Origin of the sequence: Halapricum desulfuricans (assembly GCF_017094525.1) — an archaeon.
Taxonomy (GTDB): domain Archaea; phylum Halobacteriota; class Halobacteria; order Halobacteriales; family Haloarculaceae; genus Halapricum; species Halapricum desulfuricans.
In genome coordinates this window covers 2,420,090-2,438,829 of the sequence record NZ_CP064788.1, presented here as the reverse complement: position 1 = coordinate 2,438,829, position 18,740 = coordinate 2,420,090, and the positions used below count along the sequence as shown (strand labels likewise).

15 protein-coding genes are annotated in these 18,740 nt (G+C 63.0%); 11 read left to right on the top strand and 4 right to left on the bottom strand.

The window, feature by feature from the left end; translation table 11 throughout:
* Nucleotide 1: 1 nt before the first annotated feature.
* From HSR122_RS12465 to HSR122_RS12450, 4 genes are all read left to right on the top strand, one after another.
* On the top strand, nt 2–1,411 hold the full coding sequence (locus HSR122_RS12465) for a V-type ATP synthase subunit B (protein WP_229110128.1): 1,410 nt from the start codon (nt 2–4) through the stop codon (nt 1,409–1,411).
* 338 nt (nt 1,412–1,749) lie between these two features.
* Nucleotides 1,750–2,565, top strand: a complete 816-nt coding sequence (locus tag HSR122_RS12460) for a bacteriorhodopsin (RefSeq protein ID WP_394355526.1) — start codon at nt 1,750–1,752, stop codon at nt 2,563–2,565.
* Between the two features lie 67 nt (nt 2,566–2,632).
* Nucleotides 2,633–3,364, top strand: a complete 732-nt coding sequence (locus HSR122_RS12455; RefSeq protein WP_229110127.1) for a lycopene cyclase domain-containing protein — start codon at nt 2,633–2,635, stop codon at nt 3,362–3,364.
* Nucleotides 3,355–4,416, top strand: coding sequence for a Brp/Blh family beta-carotene 15,15'-dioxygenase (locus HSR122_RS12450; protein ID WP_229110126.1), 1,062 nt, complete (start codon nt 3,355–3,357; stop codon nt 4,414–4,416). Before HSR122_RS12455 ends, HSR122_RS12450 begins: the two co-directional genes overlap by 10 nt.
* 30 nt (nt 4,417–4,446) lie before the next feature.
* On the opposite strand, the gene serA is transcribed toward HSR122_RS12450, so the two are convergent.
* Nucleotides 4,447–6,015, bottom strand: a complete 1,569-nt coding sequence (gene serA / locus HSR122_RS12445; RefSeq protein WP_229110125.1) for a phosphoglycerate dehydrogenase — start codon at nt 6,013–6,015, stop codon at nt 4,447–4,449.
* Nucleotides 6,016–6,369: 354 nt separating this feature from the next.
* Between serA and HSR122_RS12440 the strand changes: the two genes are divergently transcribed.
* From HSR122_RS12440 to hemB, 5 genes are all read left to right on the top strand, one after another.
* Entirely contained in the window at nt 6,370–7,212 is an 843-nt protein-coding gene (locus HSR122_RS12440; RefSeq protein ID WP_229110124.1) for a TrmB family transcriptional regulator, read from the top strand.
* 217 nt (nt 7,213–7,429) lie between these two features.
* Nucleotides 7,430–8,704 (top strand): NAD(P) transhydrogenase subunit alpha, encoded by a 1,275-nt coding sequence (locus tag HSR122_RS12435; protein ID WP_229110123.1) that lies wholly within the window; start codon nt 7,430–7,432, stop codon nt 8,702–8,704.
* Nucleotides 8,701–8,982: an NAD(P) transhydrogenase subunit alpha gene (locus tag HSR122_RS12430; protein ID WP_229110122.1), complete on the top strand. Its 282-nt coding sequence runs from the start codon at nt 8,701–8,703 to the stop codon at nt 8,980–8,982. Before HSR122_RS12435 ends, HSR122_RS12430 begins: the two co-directional genes overlap by 4 nt.
* Nucleotide 8,983: 1 nt before the next feature.
* Nucleotides 8,984–10,432: an NAD(P)(+) transhydrogenase (Re/Si-specific) subunit beta gene (locus tag HSR122_RS12425; protein ID WP_229110121.1), complete on the top strand. Its 1,449-nt coding sequence runs from the start codon at nt 8,984–8,986 to the stop codon at nt 10,430–10,432.
* Nucleotides 10,433–10,512: 80 nt separating this feature from the next.
* Nucleotides 10,513–11,493 (top strand): porphobilinogen synthase, encoded by a 981-nt coding sequence (gene hemB, locus HSR122_RS12420; protein WP_229110120.1) that lies wholly within the window; start codon nt 10,513–10,515, stop codon nt 11,491–11,493.
* 913 nt (nt 11,494–12,406) lie between these two features.
* Here the strand turns inward: hemB and glpA are convergent.
* The 3 genes from glpA to HSR122_RS12405 form a co-directional block, all read right to left on the bottom strand.
* The gene (gene glpA / locus HSR122_RS12415; protein ID WP_267491206.1) at nt 12,407–14,083 is read right to left on the bottom strand and encodes an anaerobic glycerol-3-phosphate dehydrogenase subunit GlpA; all 1,677 of its coding nucleotides are present in this window, start codon (nt 14,081–14,083) and stop codon (nt 12,407–12,409) included.
* A gap of 36 nt (nt 14,084–14,119) precedes the next feature.
* Entirely contained in the window at nt 14,120–14,773 is a 654-nt protein-coding gene (locus tag HSR122_RS12410) for a class II aldolase/adducin family protein (protein ID WP_229110119.1), read from the bottom strand.
* Between the two features lie 112 nt (nt 14,774–14,885).
* Complete coding sequence (locus HSR122_RS12405; RefSeq protein WP_229110118.1) at nt 14,886–16,433, bottom strand: FGGY-family carbohydrate kinase; 1,548 nt, start codon at nt 16,431–16,433, stop codon at nt 14,886–14,888.
* Between the two features lie 127 nt (nt 16,434–16,560).
* Between HSR122_RS12405 and dgoD the strand changes: the two genes are divergently transcribed.
* The gene (gene dgoD / locus HSR122_RS12400; protein ID WP_229112213.1) at nt 16,561–17,712 is read left to right on the top strand and encodes a galactonate dehydratase; all 1,152 of its coding nucleotides are present in this window, start codon (nt 16,561–16,563) and stop codon (nt 17,710–17,712) included.
* A gap of 62 nt (nt 17,713–17,774) precedes the next feature.
* Nucleotides 17,775–18,530, top strand: a complete 756-nt coding sequence (locus HSR122_RS12395) for an IclR family transcriptional regulator (protein ID WP_229110117.1) — start codon at nt 17,775–17,777, stop codon at nt 18,528–18,530.
* The last annotated feature ends 210 nt before the right edge of the window (nt 18,531–18,740 follow it).

Below are 18,740 nucleotides of genomic sequence, written 5' to 3'. Positions count from 1 at the left end.
CATGCAGAAAGAATACAAGACGATCACGGAGATCAGCGGACCGCTGGTGTTTGCCGAGGTCGACGAGCCGGTCGGGTACAACGAGATCGTCGAGATCGAGACGCCGGACGGCCAGACCCGCCGCGGGCAAGTGCTGGAAACGACCAGCGACCACGTCGCTATCCAGGTCTTCGAAGGGACTGGCGGTATCGACCGGGAGTCGTCCGTGCGATTCCTCGGTGAAACGATGAAGATGAAGCTGACCGAGGACCTGCTCGGTCGCGTCCTGGACGGCTCGGGTCAGCCGATCGACGGCGGGCCGGAGATCGAGCCGGACAAGCGCGAGGACATCGTCGGCGCGGCGATCAACCCCTATTCCCGGGAGTACCCCGCGGAGTTCATCCAGACGGGGGTTTCGGCCATCGACGGGATGAACACGCTCGTGCGCGGCCAGAAGCTGCCGATCTTCTCCAGTTCGGGTCAGCCGCACAACGATCTGGCCCTGCAGATCGCCCGTCAAGCGACCGTCCCCGAAGAGGAGAAAGAAGGCGGAGAGTCGGAGTTCGCAGTGATCTTCGGCGCGATGGGGATCACCGCCGAAGAGGCAAACGAGTTCATGGACGACTTCGAGCGCACGGGCGCGCTCGAACGCAGCGTCGTCTTCATGAACCTCGCGGACGACCCCGCGACCGAGCGGACGCTCACCCCGCGGCTGGCACTGACGACCGCGGAGTATCTGGCCTTCGAGAAGGGGTATCACGTCCTGACGATCCTGACGGACATGACCAACTACTGTGAGGCGTTGCGTGAGATCGGAGCCGCCCGCGAGGAGGTCCCCGGTCGGCGTGGCTATCCCGGGTACATGTACACCGACCTCGCCCAGCTGTACGAGCGGGCCGGGCGGATCAAGGGTGTGGACGGATCGATCACCCAGATCCCGATCCTGACGATGCCTTCCGACGACATCACCCATCCGATCCCGGACCTGACCGGCTACATTACCGAGGGCCAGATCATCATCGATCCCGACCTCAACAGTCAGGGTATCCAGCCGCCGATCAACGTCCTGCCGAGCCTCTCGCGGCTGATGGACGACGGGATCGGCGAGGGACTGACCCGTGCCGACCACGCCGATGTCTCCGACCAGCTGTACGCCGCCTACGCGGAAGGTGAGGACCTGCGCGATCTGGTGAACATCGTCGGTCGCGAGGCGCTGTCCGAACGCGACAACAAGTACCTGGACTTCGCCGACCGCTTCGAGGCGGAGTTCGTCCAGCAGGGCTTCACGACGGATCGGGACATCGAGGAAACGCTCGAGATCGGCTGGGACCTGCTCAGCATGCTCCCCAAAGAGGAACTCAACCGCGTCGACGAGGATCTCATCGAAGAGCACTACCGCGAAGAGACCGAAGAACAGGTCACTGCGGACTAACTGTTGTCTGTTTGTGACGGTTTTCGATCGGATCGACCGTAATTTCTCTGTGCAACTCCTTGACTCTGTGAGGTTGCCCCGTGCAGCGCTTGCGACGAACCATCGACGGGCCAGCCATTATCCTACATATGGATCACCTGTACTATCTGCGGTAGGAAAATAGTGCCCAACGTATTGTGGTTTTGGCCGTAGGAGACCTATCCACCTATCAGTGAAACTCACAATATAGCTGCTGACGGCGAACACTGACGGGGTCCGACGCGCACGCGGGCCCGTCACGAACCAAAAATATTGTGCTCCATTCATAATTCGAATCGGATTATAGCATGTGATGTACCATGGCACTAGGTAGCCAACTCGCATCGATCGGTACAGCCGTACTGCAACTACCAAATCTTAGCGCAACCCCGGGAGACGAGGTGATCTGGCTGTGGCTCGGCACAGCGGGCATGTTCCTCGGGATGCTGTACTTCATCGCCCGTGGCTGGGGCGTTACCGACTCGCGTCGCCAGAAGTTCTACATCGTGACGACGTTCATCGCCGCGATCGCGTTCACGAACTATCTCGCGATGGCGACCGGGTTCGGCGTGATAGACCTCGCGCCGCTCATCGAAGGGACAGAGGAGCTGAAGATTTACTGGCCCCGGTACACCGACTGGGTGCTGACGACGCCGCTGTTGCTGTATGACCTGGCGCTGCTCGCGGGGGCAGACCGCAACACCATCGCGACGCTGGTCGGGCTTGACGTCATGATGATCCTGACCGGGCTGGTCGCGACGCTGACGATCGCCCCGATCGACTCGCTCGGCCTGAGCGTCGATGCCCACCGGCTGGTCTGGTGGGGCGTCAGCACCGGTTTCTTCCTGGTGCTGATCTTCTACCTGTTCCAGGGCCTCTCGGAGAAGGCGGCCCAGCTAACGGGAGATACCAAGAGCACGTTCAACACGCTCCGGTACATGATCGTCGGCCTGTGGTTCGTCTACCCGGTCTGGTGGCTGATCGGGACTGAAGGGCTCGCCGTCGTCGGCCTTCCGATCGAGACGGCCGGATTCATGGTGCTCGACCTGACCGCGAAGGTCGGGTTCGGGATCGTGCTCCTGCGCAGTCACAGCGTCCTCGACGACGCCGGTACGTCGACGGCGTCGACTGCGTAAGCCGAGTCGTCGCATCGCTTCGACGGGCGTTTTATCGTTCCGTCCGTACTAACGCGGTCACTCCGAAATGGTAGAACTCACGTACGTCGGATTTCACGCCGTGTTTGTCGCTCCGCCACTGTTCGTATTAGCGTCGGTAGCCGTCAACCGGACCCGACCGGCACGGCCGGTCGTCCGAGCGATTCCGATCGTTGCCATCCTCGTGATGGCACTCGCGTACACTACGCCCTGGGACAACTACCTGATCCACCGCGGCGTGTGGTGGTACGGCGATGGCGTCGTCGCCGGGCGACTCTGGCTCGCTCCGATCGAGGAGTACCTGTTCGTCCTGCTGCAGCCGATCGTCGCGACGCTGTGGCTGGGGACGATTGCGACGGCCTTCGAGTGGCCGAGCGAGCGCGTCGAGATGCGCCTGCGGGACCGACTGCTGGGCGTCGCAGCCGCCGCGGTCGTCGGCGTCGTCGGGCTCGCAATGTTGACCCGACCGGCGACGTTTTACATGGGTGCGATCCTCTCGTGGGCCTCGCCGGTGCTGGCGCTGCAGTGGGCGGTCGGCTGGCGCTATTTGCTGGCCCGCTGGCGGCTCACGGCGATCGGGACGCTCGGGCCGGCGGTGTATTTCTCCGCCGCCGATCGGATCGCTATCGAGTACGGGATCTGGACGCTCGCCGACCGGTACACGACCGGGCTGACGATCGGCGGGCTCCCGATCGAGGAGGGGACGTTCTTCCTCGTGACGACGCTGTTCGTCGTCCAGGGGCTCGTGCTCTACCCGTGGGTGATCGAGCGGTGGCGCTGACTGACGACACACGGCAGGGGAGTCGGAATGCAGTGCTGTCCGGCGACGCCCGGCGACGACTGACCGCGGCGACGTTTCGACCCGTCTGGATCGCGCTCGCGGTCGTCGCCGTCGTTCACGTGCTGGGTGTCCGCGTCCCGCGGACGACCCAGTACGCCGTGCTCCTGTCGACGGTGCTCGTCCTGGGGTTGCCCCACGGCGCGCTCGATCACCTCACGCTGCCCCGTGCGCGGGGCCAGCCAGTGACGCTGCGCGGGGTCGCCGGCTTCTCGGTGGCGTACCTCGCAGTTGCCGGCGTGTACGGGCTGGCGTGGCTTCTCGCGCCGACGGTGTCATTCGTCGGGTTCGTCCTGCTGACGTGGTTTCACTGGGGGCAGGGCGACCGCGCACACCTCGCAGTGATCGCCGACGCCTCGCATCTCGAGGACCCGCTGACCAATCGGCTGACGCTACTCGTCCGCGGCGGACTCCCGATGGTGGTCCCGTTGCTCGGCTTTCCCGGGGCCTACGAATCAGTCGCGACGACAGTCGTAGCACTGTTCGACCCCGCCGGGAGCGCGGCGTGGCTCGCGCCGGTTTTCGAGCCGACGACGCGACTGGCGGTGGGTCTCGGATTCGGGTCCGTGACGCTCGTGACGCTTGCGCTGGGCTATCGCGTCGCCGACGATCGGCGCGGCTGGCGGGTCGACGCTATCGAGACGGCTCTGCTGTGGGCGTTCTTCCTGACGGTCCCGCCGATCCTGGCGATCGGGATCTACTTCGTCGTCTGGCACTCGCTTCGCCATCTGGCACGGCTTGTCGCCATCGACGACGGCGCGACGACGGCGATCGACCGGGGCGAGACCGGCCGGCTTCTGAGGCGGGTCGGTCGAGACGCGTTCCCGATGACCGCGGGCGCGCTCGTGCTGTTCGGCGTGATCGCCGTGGCCGTGCCGAACGAACCGGGATCGCTCGCGAGCCTCGGCGGCGTCTATCTGGTGGTGCTCGCCGTGCTGACGCTGCCACACGCGGGTGTCGTCACGACCCTCGACAGGATACAGGGCGTCCGGTGAAAAGTCGGCGGGAACGCTCGAACCGGACGGTTACTGTTCGAGGTCGATCAGCGTCACGTCGACGATCCGGTCGTCTTCGAGCAGTTCGGCGACGACGTCGTCGTCGACGGGGTCGTCGAGGTTGTAGACGGTCAGTGCTTCGCCGTCGATGCTCTCGCGGGCGTTCGACATGCTCGCGATGTTGACGTCGTGCTCGCCGAGGATCCGGCCGATCGTCCCGATGACGCCCGGCTCGTCGCGGTTGCGCGACAGCAGGATGTAGCCGTACAGTTCGGCGTCGACCCGATAGCCGTCGATCTCGACGATGCGGGGGTCCTCGCCGGCGTAGAGCGTTCCGGAGACGGTCAGCGAGTCGTCGCCGTCGCTGACAGTGACCGAAAGCAGGTTCCGGAAGTCCTTGGTCTCGCGGCGGCGGCTCTCGGTAACGTCGATCCCGCGCCGTTCTGCGATGCGTGCGGGAGCGTTGACCACCTGGTCCTGCCAGCCGTAGGGTTTGAACACGGCTGCGGTCACCAGATCCAGGTCCTCGTCGGCGATGTCTCCGGCGTAGGTGATCTCGATCTCCTCGACGCGACCGTCGAACAGCCGCATCGCGACCAGACTCGCCGTCTCCGCGACCTCGACGTAGTTGCGGATGCGCGGGTAGGCAGTCGCCTCGACAGAGGGGACGTTGATCGCGTTTTTGACCAGTTCCCCGTTCAGCGCGTCGACGATCTGGTCGGCGGCGGTCACGGCGACGTTGACCTGGGCGTTTCGGGTCTTCGCGCCGAGGTGGGGGGTCGTGACGATGTTCTCGACGTCCATGAACGGATGGTCTTCGCCCGGCGGCTCTTCGCTGTAGACGTCGACGCCCGCACCCTTGATCCGGCCTGACTCGACGGCCTCCGCGAGCGCGGGTTCGTCGATGATCCCGCCGCGCGAGGTGAGGATGACGAAGTCGCCCTCGAACTGATCGATCTCTTCAGGACCGATGAGACCCCGCGTTTCCTCGGTCAGACGGGCCTGCACCGAGAGGATATCGACCGTCTCGAGTAGTTCGTCCAGTTCGAGCAATTCGGCGTCCATCTGCTCGGCCCGGTCCGCGCCCAGATAGGGGTCGTAGACGGCGACGTCGAGCCCGAGATTGTCGAACCGCCAGGCGACCTCCTGACCGAGCCGGCCGAGGCCGACGATTCCGACGGTCATCCCGCCGAGTTCGCTTCGAGTGATGTCGTCTTTGGCCCACTCGCCCTCGATGAGCCGCTGGTGGGCCTGCGGGACCTGACTGGCGACGTTGAACGCCAGGCCGATCGTCAGCTCCGCGGCCGCGCGGACGTTCCCGCGCGGGGCGTTGGCAACGATGACACCGTGATCGGTCGCCGCCGGAATGTCGATGTTGTCGACGCCGATGCCGGCCCGCGAGACGATCTGCAGGTCGGGCGCGGCCTCGAACACCTCGCGGGTAATCTCGGTCCCGCGAATCAGCAGGCCGTCGACGTCCGCTATCTGCTCGATGACGCCCTCGGTATCGACCTCGTAGTCGGTCACGACCTCGTACCCGGCGTCGCGCAATCGGGCGAGGCCGGCGTCGGAGATCGGATCCGTGACCAGTACCTTCATACTCTGTAGGTACCCATCCTACGGTTTATCTGTACCGAAACGCGCGAGACAGCGACCGTGTTCAACCGTGATGGATAGCGACAGCCACCGACGATTGCGCCTCGAGACGTCGGGAAAGCCAGTGATCTCAATCGGCTGCCGACTCGCGCTGCTCGCTCAACTTCTCCCAGATCTCCGTACAGCCGGCACCGTCTTCCAGTTCGTCCAGATGGTCGTCGGGGTGTGGCTCCGGTTCGTCCATGTTACTCACGATCTTAGTAACACCATTTGCGTCTACTGGTATAAGCGTTGTGGGCTTGCTCCGCTCGGGAGCGAAGCACACGCTTAACTCGCTTGCAGTTCCACCCTGGGATGATGAGCGACGCCGAAGATCTACTCGCGCATCTGGAGTTGCGGGAGTACGAGACGACGGCTCTGCGAGAACTGCTGACGCTCGGCCGCTCGACGGCACCGAACCTGGCGGAGGCGACGGGGATCCCGCGAGCGCGGATCTACGAGGTGCTCGACGAACTCGCCGATCGCGGGTTCATCGAGGTGATCCCCGGCCGACCCAAGGAGTACCAGGCCAAACACCCCGAGGAGATCCTCGACCGCGCCGTCGAGAACGAGCGTCAGGACTTCGAGTCGTTCCGCGCGGAGATCGACGACGTCCGCGAGGAGTTCGTCTCGACCTTTGGTCCGCTTTTCCAGCGCGCGAGCGAGGACGTCACCCCGACCGAGGACCTGTTTCACGTCGTCGACGTCGGCGAACCCAGCGAGACCGAGACGAGAAAGCTCTATCACGACGCTCGCGAGCAGGTCGACGTCATGACCAAGAGCTTCGCGTATCTGGAGTCGGTCCGGCCGGCGCTGGAAGACGCGCTGGATCGGAACGTCGAGATCAGGGTGTTGCTGCTCGAACCGTCGCATCTCTCGGCGGACAACCGCGAAGCGCAGGCCGAAATCTACGAGGTCCTGACCGACAACTATCCCGAGATCGCGGTCAGGTTCAGCAACGAGAAACTGCCCCTGCGCGGGACGGTCGCCGATCCGAGCATGGACTACGAATCCGGGAGGGCGATCTTGTTGGTTGAAGAGAAGGACATCCCGCTGTCGATGCGCCAGGCCGCAGTCACCGACAACGGGAGTTTCGTCGCCGGCATCGAGCGACTGTTCGATCTGATCTGGGAGTACGATAGCGGTCAGGCGTACGCTTGATCTCGGCCCTCGTGACGGCAGTACCGGCATCTACGCTTGTATCTGCACGTACCGGGTGGAAATTACATATCTCAAATTTCGCCGCCCGCTTTCCGAGACCGTAAGAAAAGTAACCCCCACCCCCGGAGTAAAAGCAGACAATGGTACACGGTGCATTGGGCGTCAGTCACGAACAGCCGATCGCGATTCCGGCGGGTCAGTTCGAGGAGGTGTCGTCGTGATCGTCGGCGTGCCGAACGAGGCCGGCGACGAGGCCCGCGTGGCGCTCGTGCCGTCCGTCGCGGCCGAGTTGATCGAGGGCGGACACGAGGTGTACGTCGAGCGCGGGGCCGGCGAGGGTGCCGGCCGGGCCGACAGCGAGTACGAATCGGTCGGCTGCACGGTCGTCGACCGCGAAACGGTCTTCGAAACGGCCGAGGTCGTACTGCAGGTGCAGGCGCTGGGTGCCGCCGAAGACCCGGACGTCGCGCAGTACCGCGAGGGACAGGTCGTTATCGGGATGCTCGGCCCCTACGAGATCGAAGACGACACGCTCGAGGCGCTCGCGGACCGCGGCGTCAGCGCGTTCGCCTTAGAGTTGATCCCGCGGATCAGCCGCGCCCAGAGCATGGACGCGCTGTCCTCGCAGGCCAGTCTCTCGGGGTACAAGGCCTGTCTGGTCGCCGCCGAGGAACTGCCGAAGATGTTCCCGATGGAGATGACTGCGGCGGGGACGATTCGCCCCGCGGACGTGTTCGTCATCGGGGCCGGCGTCGCCGGGCTGAAAGCGATCGCGACGGCCGAGCGCCTCGGCGCGTCCGTCGAGGCCTACGACATCCGCCTTGAGGCCAAACAGGACGTCGAGAGCCTCGGCGCGGACTTCGTCGAACTCGACCTCGAGACGGAGGGGTCGGGCGACGAGGAGGGATACGCCCGCGAGATGGACGAGGAGTTCTACGCGGCCCAGCGCGAACAGATGCGGGCGGTCGTCCCCGAGTCGGACGTCCTCATCACGACGGCCGCGATTCCCGGTGCGCCGGCCCCCGAGATCGTCTCGACGGAGCTGATCGAGGCGATGGACGACGGGTCGGTCGTCGTCGACCTCTCGGCCCCGACGGGCGGCAACTGCGAGCCGACCGTCCCGGGCGAGACGATCGAACACGACGGCGTCACGATCCACGGCCCGACGAACATGCCGTCCCGGATCAGCCACACCGCCAGCGAGCAGTACGCCAACAACGTCGCCAACTTCCTCGAGAACCTGCTGGAGGACGGCGAACTCGCGTTCGACTTCGAGGACGAGATCATCGAGTCGACGCTGCTTGTCCACGACGGGGCCGTGCGCAACCCTCACAGGGACGGCGCCGGCGGGGATGATGATACCGACGAAAGCGGCGACGCCGACGAGGACGTCGCCACTGGTGACCAAGCCAGCGGTGAGGCGGCCAACGGAGACGGCACTGAGAAGACAGGCGACGACGCGGCCGACACGGAGGGGGTGAGCGAGGCGTGACGTTCGTCGAGAACCTGACGCTGTTCGTCCTCTCGGCGTTCGTCGGCTACGAGATCATCACGAAGATTCCGACGAACCTGCACACGCCGCTGATGTCCGGCGCGAACGCCATTTCCGGGATCACCCTGCTGGGGTCAGTCGTCGTCGCCGGCTCCGGGTCGACGACGCTGGCGACCGCGCTGGGATTCGTCGCGGTCGTCATGGCGACGATCAACGTCGTCGGTGGCTACCTGGTGAGTCACTTCATGCTGAGCGAGTTCAGCCAGGGGGGCCGATAGGATGGCCGACGGAATCCTCGCCCAGCAGTTTGACGAACAGGTACTCCAGCTCGTGTATCTCGTCGCCGCGATCATGTTCATCCAGGGCCTGCGCGACATGACCCATCCGCGGACGGCAACGCGCGGGAACCTGATCTCGTCCGGCGGGATGTTCCTGGCGGTCACGATCACCGTCCTGTGGTTCGAGATCCTCTCGCCGGCGGTCCTCGCGGCGGGGCTGCTGGTCGGCGGCGCGATCGGGGCGTATCTCGCGGTCGCGGTCGAGACCACGGAGATGCCACAGCTGGTCGGGTTGTTCAACGGGTTCGGCGGCGGCGCGTCGGCGGTCGTCGCCGGCGCGGAACTGGTCGACGTGTTCGCCGGCGGTGGCCCCCTTAGTGTCGAACTGACGGCGTCGGCGGCCGTCGCCGCGATCATCGGCTCAGTGACGTTCTCCGGGAGCTTCGTCGCCGCAGGGAAGCTCCACGGGGTTGTCGGCGACTCGCCGGTCGGTACCAACACCGGCCACGCGCTCAAGGTCGCGTTCCTCTCGGTCGCGCTTGTCGCCGGCACCGTCCTCGTCGTCCAGCCGTCGCTGTTCGGCGGCGTGCCGACCGCGGAGTGGATCCCCGTCTACTGGCTCGTCGTCGCGGCGGCACTCCTTCTGGGCGTGTTCCTCGTCGTGCCGATCGGCGGCGCGGACATGCCGGTCGTCATCTCGCTTCTGAACTCCTACTCGGGGCTGGCGGCCGCAACGACCGGGTTCGTCCTGAACAACACCGTGCTGATCGTCGCCGGGACGCTCGTCGGCGCAGCCGGGATGATCCTGACGATCATCATGTGCGAATCGATGAACCGCTCGCTGGCGAACGTCTTCTTCGGCGGTCTCGGCGGCGACGACGACAGCGAGGAGATGGAGGACATCTACGAGGGCAACATCACCGAGACCTCGCCCGAAGAGGTCGTCATGCTCATGGAGACGGCCGACCGGGTCGTCATTGTCCCCGGCTACGGGATGGCCGTCGCCCAGGCCCAGCACGCCGTCGCGGAACTCGTCGAACTGCTCGAGGACAACGGCGTCGACGTCGAGTTCGGGATCCACCCGGTCGCGGGTCGAATGCCCGGACACATGAACGCCCTGTTGGCCGAGGCGGACGTGCCCTACGACAAGATGCGCGAACTCGAGGAGGTCAATCCGACCTTCTCACAGACGGATCTGGTGATCGTCACCGGTGCCAACGACGTCGTCAACCCGCGGGCCAACGAGGACGACGGGAGCCCGATCTCGGGGATGCCGATCCTCAACGTCGATCAGGCCCGCCACGTCGTCGTCAACAAGCGCAGTCTCAGCCCCGGCTTCTCCGGGATCGCCAACCCGCTGTTCGCCCGCGACAACGCCTCGATGCTATTTGGCGACGCCAAGGAGTCGATGCAGGCGCTGGTCAACGAGTACAAGGAAGCGACCTCGTAGGACGGCAATCGCTCTCGGCCCGCGGACTCGCGGTCGCACGACGATGCCAACGTTTTCTACGTGCGGGCCGAAGGGACGGTATGGACCTCACAGAGCGCCCGCGTCGCCTCCGACGCGACGGGATCCGGGGACTGGTCAGCGAAACCGACCTCTCGGCCAGCGACCTGATCGCGCCGGTGTTCGTCGACGCGACGACCGACGAACGCCGCCCGATCGAGTCGATGCCCGGCCACGAGCGCGTCCCGATCGACGAGGCCGTCGACCGTGTCGAGGAGATCCGTGAAACCGGCGTCGAGGCGGTCATCGTCTTCGGGATCCCCGAGTCGAAAGACGAGACGGGATCGCGCGCCTGGGCCACTGAGGGCGTCGTCCAGGAGGCCGTCCGGCGGATCAGCACGGCGACCGACGCCTACGTCATCACCGACGTCTGCCTGTGTGAGTACACCGAGCACGGCCACTGTGGCGTGATCGAACCGGACGCCCGGGCCGATCCGACGCTCACCGTCGAGAACGACCCGACCCTCGAGTTGCTCGCGAAGACGGCCGTCTCCCACGCCGAGGCCGGCGCGGACATGGTCGCTCCCTCCTCGATGACCGACGGGATGGTCGGCGCGATCCGGGAGGCGCTGGACGAAGCGGAGTACGCGGACGTACCGATCATGAGCTACGCCGCGAAATACGAGTCGGCCTTCTACGGGCCGTTCCGCGACGCGGCCGACGGCGCGCCCGCGTTCGGCGACCGACGCCACTACCAAATGGACCCGGCAAACCGCCGGGAAGCGATCCGCGAGGTCGAACTCGACGTCCGGCAGGGCGCGGACGTGCTGATGGTCAAGCCCGCGTTGCCGTACCTCGACGTCGTGAGCGACGTGCGCGAGCACTTCGACCGCCCCGTCGCGGCCTACAACGTCTCCGGGGAGTACGCCATGCTCCACGCCGCCGCCGAGAAGGGCTGGCTCGATCTGGAGGAGACGGCCTACGAGGCGCTGCTCTCGATCAAGCGTGCCGGAGCGGATCTCATCCTGACGTACTTCGCCGAAGACATCGCTGATCGGTTGTAGCGTACCGGTCAGCTCCCCCTCAGCTGCCCGGCTGTAATGCCGGCAGCCCCCTCAGCTGCCCGGCTGTAATGCCGGCAGCCCCCTCCGCTGCCCGGGAAGGGAAGTAGGAGAATGACGTCTTCTACTACGCCTTTTGTCCTGGACCTGGAAATCGGACACATTCACACATAGACACTCTCTCGTGGTCGATACTGCGGATTACAGAAATACAGGAAAAAGCCCACACGACTTCAGTCGTGTGGTGGTGGTCAAGTCGACCGGAGAGTACCGGATATGCCGTTGTATCGTAGAAAGAAATCATATTCACATGTATAAAATATTCTTTATACTAGTTATCGAACAAGCGAGGTCCACCGACAATAATTGGATTCGCAGAGCCACACCGCATCTCGGAAGCGGATCCAGCCCGGACCACGTTACGGTCGATGGGGCGGAGATCGACTCGAAAACAGGCAATACTGGCTGTTCCCACAGCTAACCACAAAATTGGAAAATTTACTATACAAATGCAAATTGTTGGTAGAAAATTGAAATTCTTGCTGATTTTTCGGACTGGGAAGGGATACACGTCGACAACGCCAAGATTCTCACCGATGGACGGCTCTCGTCGAAAAACGCCTGCCAACGACACGAATATAGACACGGATACTGGCGGCCAGAGTATTTCGGGCTGATTCGGCACGGTGGCGTACCGAGTGTCTTGACAAACGTATAGTCCCCAGTATAACAACACGGCAACACCAGCGAAGCGAAATATATGTTATTTGTTAAAATAGTATTTCTACCAGTATACAAACTATTTTGGTGACGCCAGCACAGATGCGACTGACGGTCGACGACGACCGTTGCGTTCGTCCGAAAGGAGCGGATCTCAATCACCACAGTTCGACCCGTCGTCTGCCGCAGTGTCGGGTTACGGGTCTGAATCGAACGCGGCGAAGTCGATCGGCTCGCCGTCTGCGGGGTCGTTGTCGCGGTTTTGGGTGGTCGCGTGGAGCGCGTAGTTCAGCATCGCCTGGGAGAGTTGCTGGCCCCAGAGGGCGTGGCGCTGGCCCTTCCAGCGTTCCTGAAGCAGTTCGTCCCAGGCCTCGCGGGCGACGGTTTCGTCGAAGGTTTCGCCGTCGACGTTGGCCTCGTGGAGTTCACTCGCCAGCCGGTGGACGCACATGCCGCCCTGACAGTTGCCCATCGAGGCGCGGGTCCTGATGCGGACGGCGTTGAGATCCGAGCCGGACTGCTCGATCGCGTCCTGCACCTCCGCGCGCGTGACGCCCTCACACTCACAGATCACCGGGTTCGGGTCGTCGGTCGTGAGCACCTCGTCCGCGCGCGAGCCGAGTCGCTCGACGCTGCGCCGCCCGACCGGCGATCGAAGCCCGAACTCCGCCATGTAATCGCGCAGGACCGAGAAGTCCTCGCTGCCCGGTAGCGGTTCATCGGCGGTCCGACATTCGCGCTCGATGCCGAACTGCTCGCAGACGTGGTCGGTGACGGATTCGGCCATCTCGCGGTAGGTCGTGAGTTTGCCCCCGACAACGGTGGTAAATCCAGCGACGCCGTCTCTCTGTGCGTGATCGAGGACAAAGTAGTTACGCGTCACATCTCCAGTATCTTCAGTCTCGCCCGAATTCGGATCGTAAAGCGGCCTGACTCCCCAGTACGCGCGGAGCATCCGCGCGTTCTCGACGATCGGTACCATCTCCGACGCGACGTCGATCATCATCTCTACTTCCCACTGCTTTTCGGGATAGTCGTCCGGATCGTCGACGGGTTCGTCGTTGGCACCCAGCAGGACCGTCGTCTCGTGGGGGATGATCGTATCGCCCTCACCTTTGGGGAGGCAGCGATTGATCACGGTATCGACCTGGCGGACGTTCGTGACGACCATCGCCCCCTTCGAGATTGCCATTGCCACGTCGATATCGGCCATGGCAGCGATCTGGCCGGCCCACGCGCCGGCCGCGTTGACGACGTGATCCGCGTCGATCGTCGCGATGTCACCCTCAGTTCCTTCGCCGAGGTGGTTCGACTGCTGGCGCTCGAATCTGACACCAGCGACAGCGTCGTCCTCGACGAGCAGATCGACGACCTCGGCGTGTGTCTCGATCGTCGCACCGTGTTCGACGGCGTCAGCGGCGTTAGCGACGGCCAGCCGGAACGGATCGAGCGCACCGTCCGGGACTCGGATCGCCCGTTCGGTCTTCTCAGTGAGATGCGGTTCCTGTCTGCGTGCTTCCTCACCGGAGATGACTTCTGTCGGGATACCACACTCCTCGCACCCGTCGAGTTTCTGCTGGAAGTATTCGTCCGAGTCGCCCTCAAGCTGGACGAACAGACCACCGGTGTCCTCGATGCAGTGTGACGCAATATCTCTGAGAATCCTGTTCTCCTCGATGCAGTCGATGGCACTCTCCTGATCGGAGACGGCGTATCGGCCCCCGCTGTGGAGATGTCCGTGCGTCCGACCGGTCGTCCCGTGGGTGAGATTCCCTCGCTCGAGCAGTGTGACGTCGAACCCGCGCATCGCGAGGTCACGAGCAGTGCCCGTGCCGGTCGCACCGCCGCCGATCACGACGACTCTGGGTGGCAAACTGGTTCACTTCCTGCGTGTCGGGGAGTCCATTGATCAGTGCGCCTCACCGTAGCCCTCGAAGGCCTCGAGGAGCGTGTCGATCTCCTCGCCGGGCAGGACGTTCGGTTCGCCGATACTGACTGCCTGATAGTGGATGCGCGCACAGTACTCGACCATCATTGCGACCTCGAAAGCGGCGTCGACGGTCTCGCCGACGGTCACGACGCCGTGGTTCTCCAGCAGGCAGGCGTTGTACTCGTCGCCGAGGGTGTCGAGTGCCGCTTCAGCCAGTTCGGGCGTCCCGAAGGTCTCGTACGGCGCAACGGGGATCTGGTCGCCGACGTAGGCGATGAGGTAGTGGCTGGCCGGGACCGGCTCGCCCAGACTCGCGAAGGTGGTCGCATACGGCGAGTGGTTATGCACGACGCCACCGACGTCGTCGCGTTCGCGGAGTATCCCGGTGTGCATCGCGATCTCGCTTGACGGTTCACGCTCGCCGTCAAGCCGGTTGCCATCGAGGTCGACGACAGGAACGTCTTCGGGTTCGATTTCTCTGTACGGAACGCCCGACGGGCTAATCGCTACCCGATCGCCGCTCCTGACGCTGATGTTTCCGCCAGTCCCCTTCGTGAGTCCCTGGTCAAGCATCTCGCGTCCGAGTTCGCTTACTTTCGCGCGCTCCGTCTGAAGCATGAGGTCATCTGTCATGATTTGTTTCGTGTCGCTTACCGCACGTTGTCGTTTTCTGTTCGATCGATGATGCCGTCTGTAACCGGTGCCGTGGTAGCCTCGTTCGCGCTACCACGACGAACGCGTCCGTTTACTCGTCTATCCTCTCGATCGCCTCCATCGTCTCGACGCGCTTGTCCCAGATGTCGAACATCGTCTCGTACGTGTGCTTGTAATATTGATAAAGTTTATCGTATTTCTCTGACGCGGCCGGATCAGTCTGGTACGTCTGTTCGACAGTCCTCGATTCTCGAACGGCGGCCTGGAAGTCGTCGAAGACACCGACTGCCGCCCCAGCGAGCAATGCAGCGCCCTTGGCACCGAACTCCTCTCCTTCGGGGACGGCGAACTCGGCGTCGATGGCGTCGGCGAACATCTGACACCAGAAGTCAGAGTTGGCCCCACCTCCGGCCACATAGACTTCCTCGGGTGTGTCCGGGATATGCTCGTAGCAGTCTTTCATCGCCATTCCGACACCCTCGTAAACAGCCCGGACGATGTGTTCTTCGGTATGATCGGGTTCCAGACCGATCATCTGGGCACGTGCCTTCGTGTTGAGAAACGGCGCGCGCTCGCCGGAGCCACTGAGATACGGATGGTAGAGTACACCTTCGCTGCCGATCGGGATCTCGGAGGCACGTTTCTCGATGGCCGCATAGTCAGGGTCCTCCCTGTACCGGAGCATGTCCAGCCACCAGTCCAGGTTCGGCGTGCCGATCATCGAAGCCATGACCCTGGTCCATCGCTGCTCGCCGAACCCGTTCTCACCGTCCAGCCCCAGCGACAGCGTCATCCCGACACCGTCGGGACTGGGATCGGGTTCGTCCATCAGCACCTGATTGAGCGAGGTCGTTCCGACGACCGAGGCACCTTCCCCGGCGTGAGAGACGCCACTACCGAACATCGAACAGGGAACGTCGAATAGGCCAGAGACGACAGGGGTCCCTGCTGGAATATCAGTTTGCTTGGCCGCCTCGGTCGTCACCTCGCCGATGACGTCAAGCGGGTCGTGCAATGGCGGTAGCAGCGATTCGAGTTGCGGAGCGTCAACGATTTCGAACACTTCCGAGGAGTATTCGCCGGTCTCAACGTCGACGTACGGCAGCGACATATCACTAGGGTCCGACGTAACTTCTCCGGTGAGCCTGTACTTGAGCCAGTCTTTACTGAAAAAGACCGTATCGGCCTGCATGATCGTCTCCGTCTCGTGTTCCTGCAACCACAACAGTATCGCCAGACTCGATCCCGGGAACTGGACACTGCCACAAACGTCGTACAGCTGTTCGTTGACGTCGGTCTCCTGCCATTCGCCGATGATATCGCTCGCCCGTTCGTCGTGCCAGAGGATCGCGTCCCGGACCGGCTGCCCTTCGTCGTCGATCAGCCAACAGCCGTCGCCTTGTCCTGTAACTCCCAGCCCGAGGATCTCGTCTTGCGGATTTAGCTGCTCGGCGACTTCCCGGAGTGTCGCAGCCGTCGCGTCCCACGTATCATCCATATCCTGCTCGCGCCACCCGGACTCGGGACGCAAAACCTCGTTCTTTCGACTGCTCTTGTACAGGGGTTGCCCCTCTGTTGTGTATGCCACCGCCTTGATCATCGACGTGCCAGCGTCGACACCGATGAGTACGTCTGTCATTGGAAGACCCACTATAATGGTCGATAATTGGGTATATAAATGTTTGTGTTTAGGTGTGGTGACATTCTTCCGCACACATCGAATCAGTGCGCACAATCTACAAGGTGGACCCCGTCGTTACTCCAGTATGGAAATCACGGACTACGAGGTGTTCTCCGTGCCGCCTCGATGGGTCTTTCTCCGACTCGAAACGGACACTGGACTGATTGGATGGGGCGAAGCGACGCTGGCTGGTCATTCGAAAACGACGATCGCAGCCGTTGAAACGGTCATGGAACACTACCTGCTGGGCAAAGATCCGCTGGAGATCGAGCGCCACTGGCAGGCCATGTATCGCGGGCAGTACTTCCGGGACGGTCCGATTCTCACGAGCGCGATCGGCGGAATCGATATGGCACTGTGGGATCTCAAGGGCAAGCACTTCGGCGCCCCCATCTACGAGCTTCTCGGCGGCCGAGCACGCGATTATATCGACGTGTACCAGTGGATCGGCGGCGAGTCCGCTTCCGTCGTCAGGGACGCCGCAGCCACTGCCGTCGCGAACGGGTACAATATACTCAAAATGGAAGCAGTCGCACAGACCGAACGGCTCAGCTCTCCTGACACGATCGACCAGGCGCGTGATCGTGTCGCCGCCGTGCGTGAAGAAATCGGCGAGCAGATCGATCTCGTCGTCGACTTCAGTGGGCGGGTTGCGACGGGGACAGCAAAGCGGCTCGCGGCGGAGCTCGACGAGTATGAACCGCTGTTCTACGAAGAGCCGGTCAGACCCGCTCATCTGGAAGCGCTTCCGAAAGTCGAAGCTCACACGACGACTCCGCTCGGAACCGGCGAACGACTCTACTCACGATGGGCATTCCAGGATCTCATCGGAGACCGGCTGGTTGATGTCGTACAGCCGGATCCATCGAGTGCTGGCGGTATCTCGGAAGTCAAAAAGATCGCCAACGCCGCCGAAGCAGTCGATATTAGCGTCTCTCTCCACTCGCCGTTCGGTCCAATTGCTTTCGCAGCCTGCCTCCAACTCGACATGGTCTGCCCGAACGCCCTCGCACAGGGCCAGGACCTCGAAATTCATGAACCGGAGAACAACGATCTGCTGGCATACCTGGACGATCCGACCGCGTTCGGTTTCGAGGATGGCCATGTCCGGGCTCCGAATGCCCCCGGGCTCGGCATCGGTGTCAACGAAAAATACATTCGCCGACAGGCCGAGCTGGACGTCAACTGGCAGAACCCGATCTGGTATCACGACGACGGAAGTATTGGTGAGTGGTGAGATCCACGCTAGTCCACTAATAGTGGACAACATATTTACGCATAACTATCGTTTACTATCGTATGACAGACAGCGACAATCCCCCGGTCAAGGCGGTCCAGACTAGCCACCGAGTTCTGGAAGCGATTGTCGAGTCCGGCGGCGTAACACTCGCAGATCTTGACGACCAGCTGGATCACTCCCGAAGTTCGATCCACAATCATCTCTCCGCGCTCACTCAGTTGGGATACGTGATCAAGGACGGGCAAACGTACAGAACCAGTCTCCGGTTTCTGGAGATCGGGGCAACGGCGCGCACGCACTTTGATCTCTACAACGTCGGTCGCCCCCACGCCGAGAACCTATCCGACGCGACCGGCCTGAGCGCGAGTCTACTCACGTTCGAACGCGAACAACTCACCTGCCTGTACACAGCATCCGCGATGGACGTCAACGGCTCCCCCATCACGACCGGTGACGTGCTTCCGCTTCATTGTACGGCCCCCGGAAAAGCCATCCTGGCGGCACATTCCGCTGAAGAAGCAGCGGTGCTTCTCTCGGAATCCGAGCGAACACCGTGTACGGAGAACACGCAGTCGACTGAAGCGTTGCGAGAATCACTGGAGGACATTCGCACCCAGGGGTGGGCAGTCGATCGTGAGGAGTGGCAGACAGGGATTCGATGTATTGCGACAGCCGTCTCCGATACTGACGGCAATCTCCATGGGGCACTCTGTGTCACTGGCCCGACTGACTCACTGTCCGGTAAGCGATTTGAGCAGGACGTTCCCGGGCTGCTCATCAGTTCAGCCCAGGAAATCCGATCAAAGCTATCCTGATCGAACCCTGTCCACTATTTCCGAACAGCTGGTGACTCTATAGCACACTCGTCGCCCCGGTAGCTACCTCGAAGCCCCTCCGCCTCACTTCGTCGGTAGCACGATAGACACGATTGTCTTTACACACATACTATTGTAACTACCACTGGCAGGTTGCGGTCTCGTTGGTTCGGTAATAGTGAACAGAGCTGTCGTCGGGTAGAAAACGCG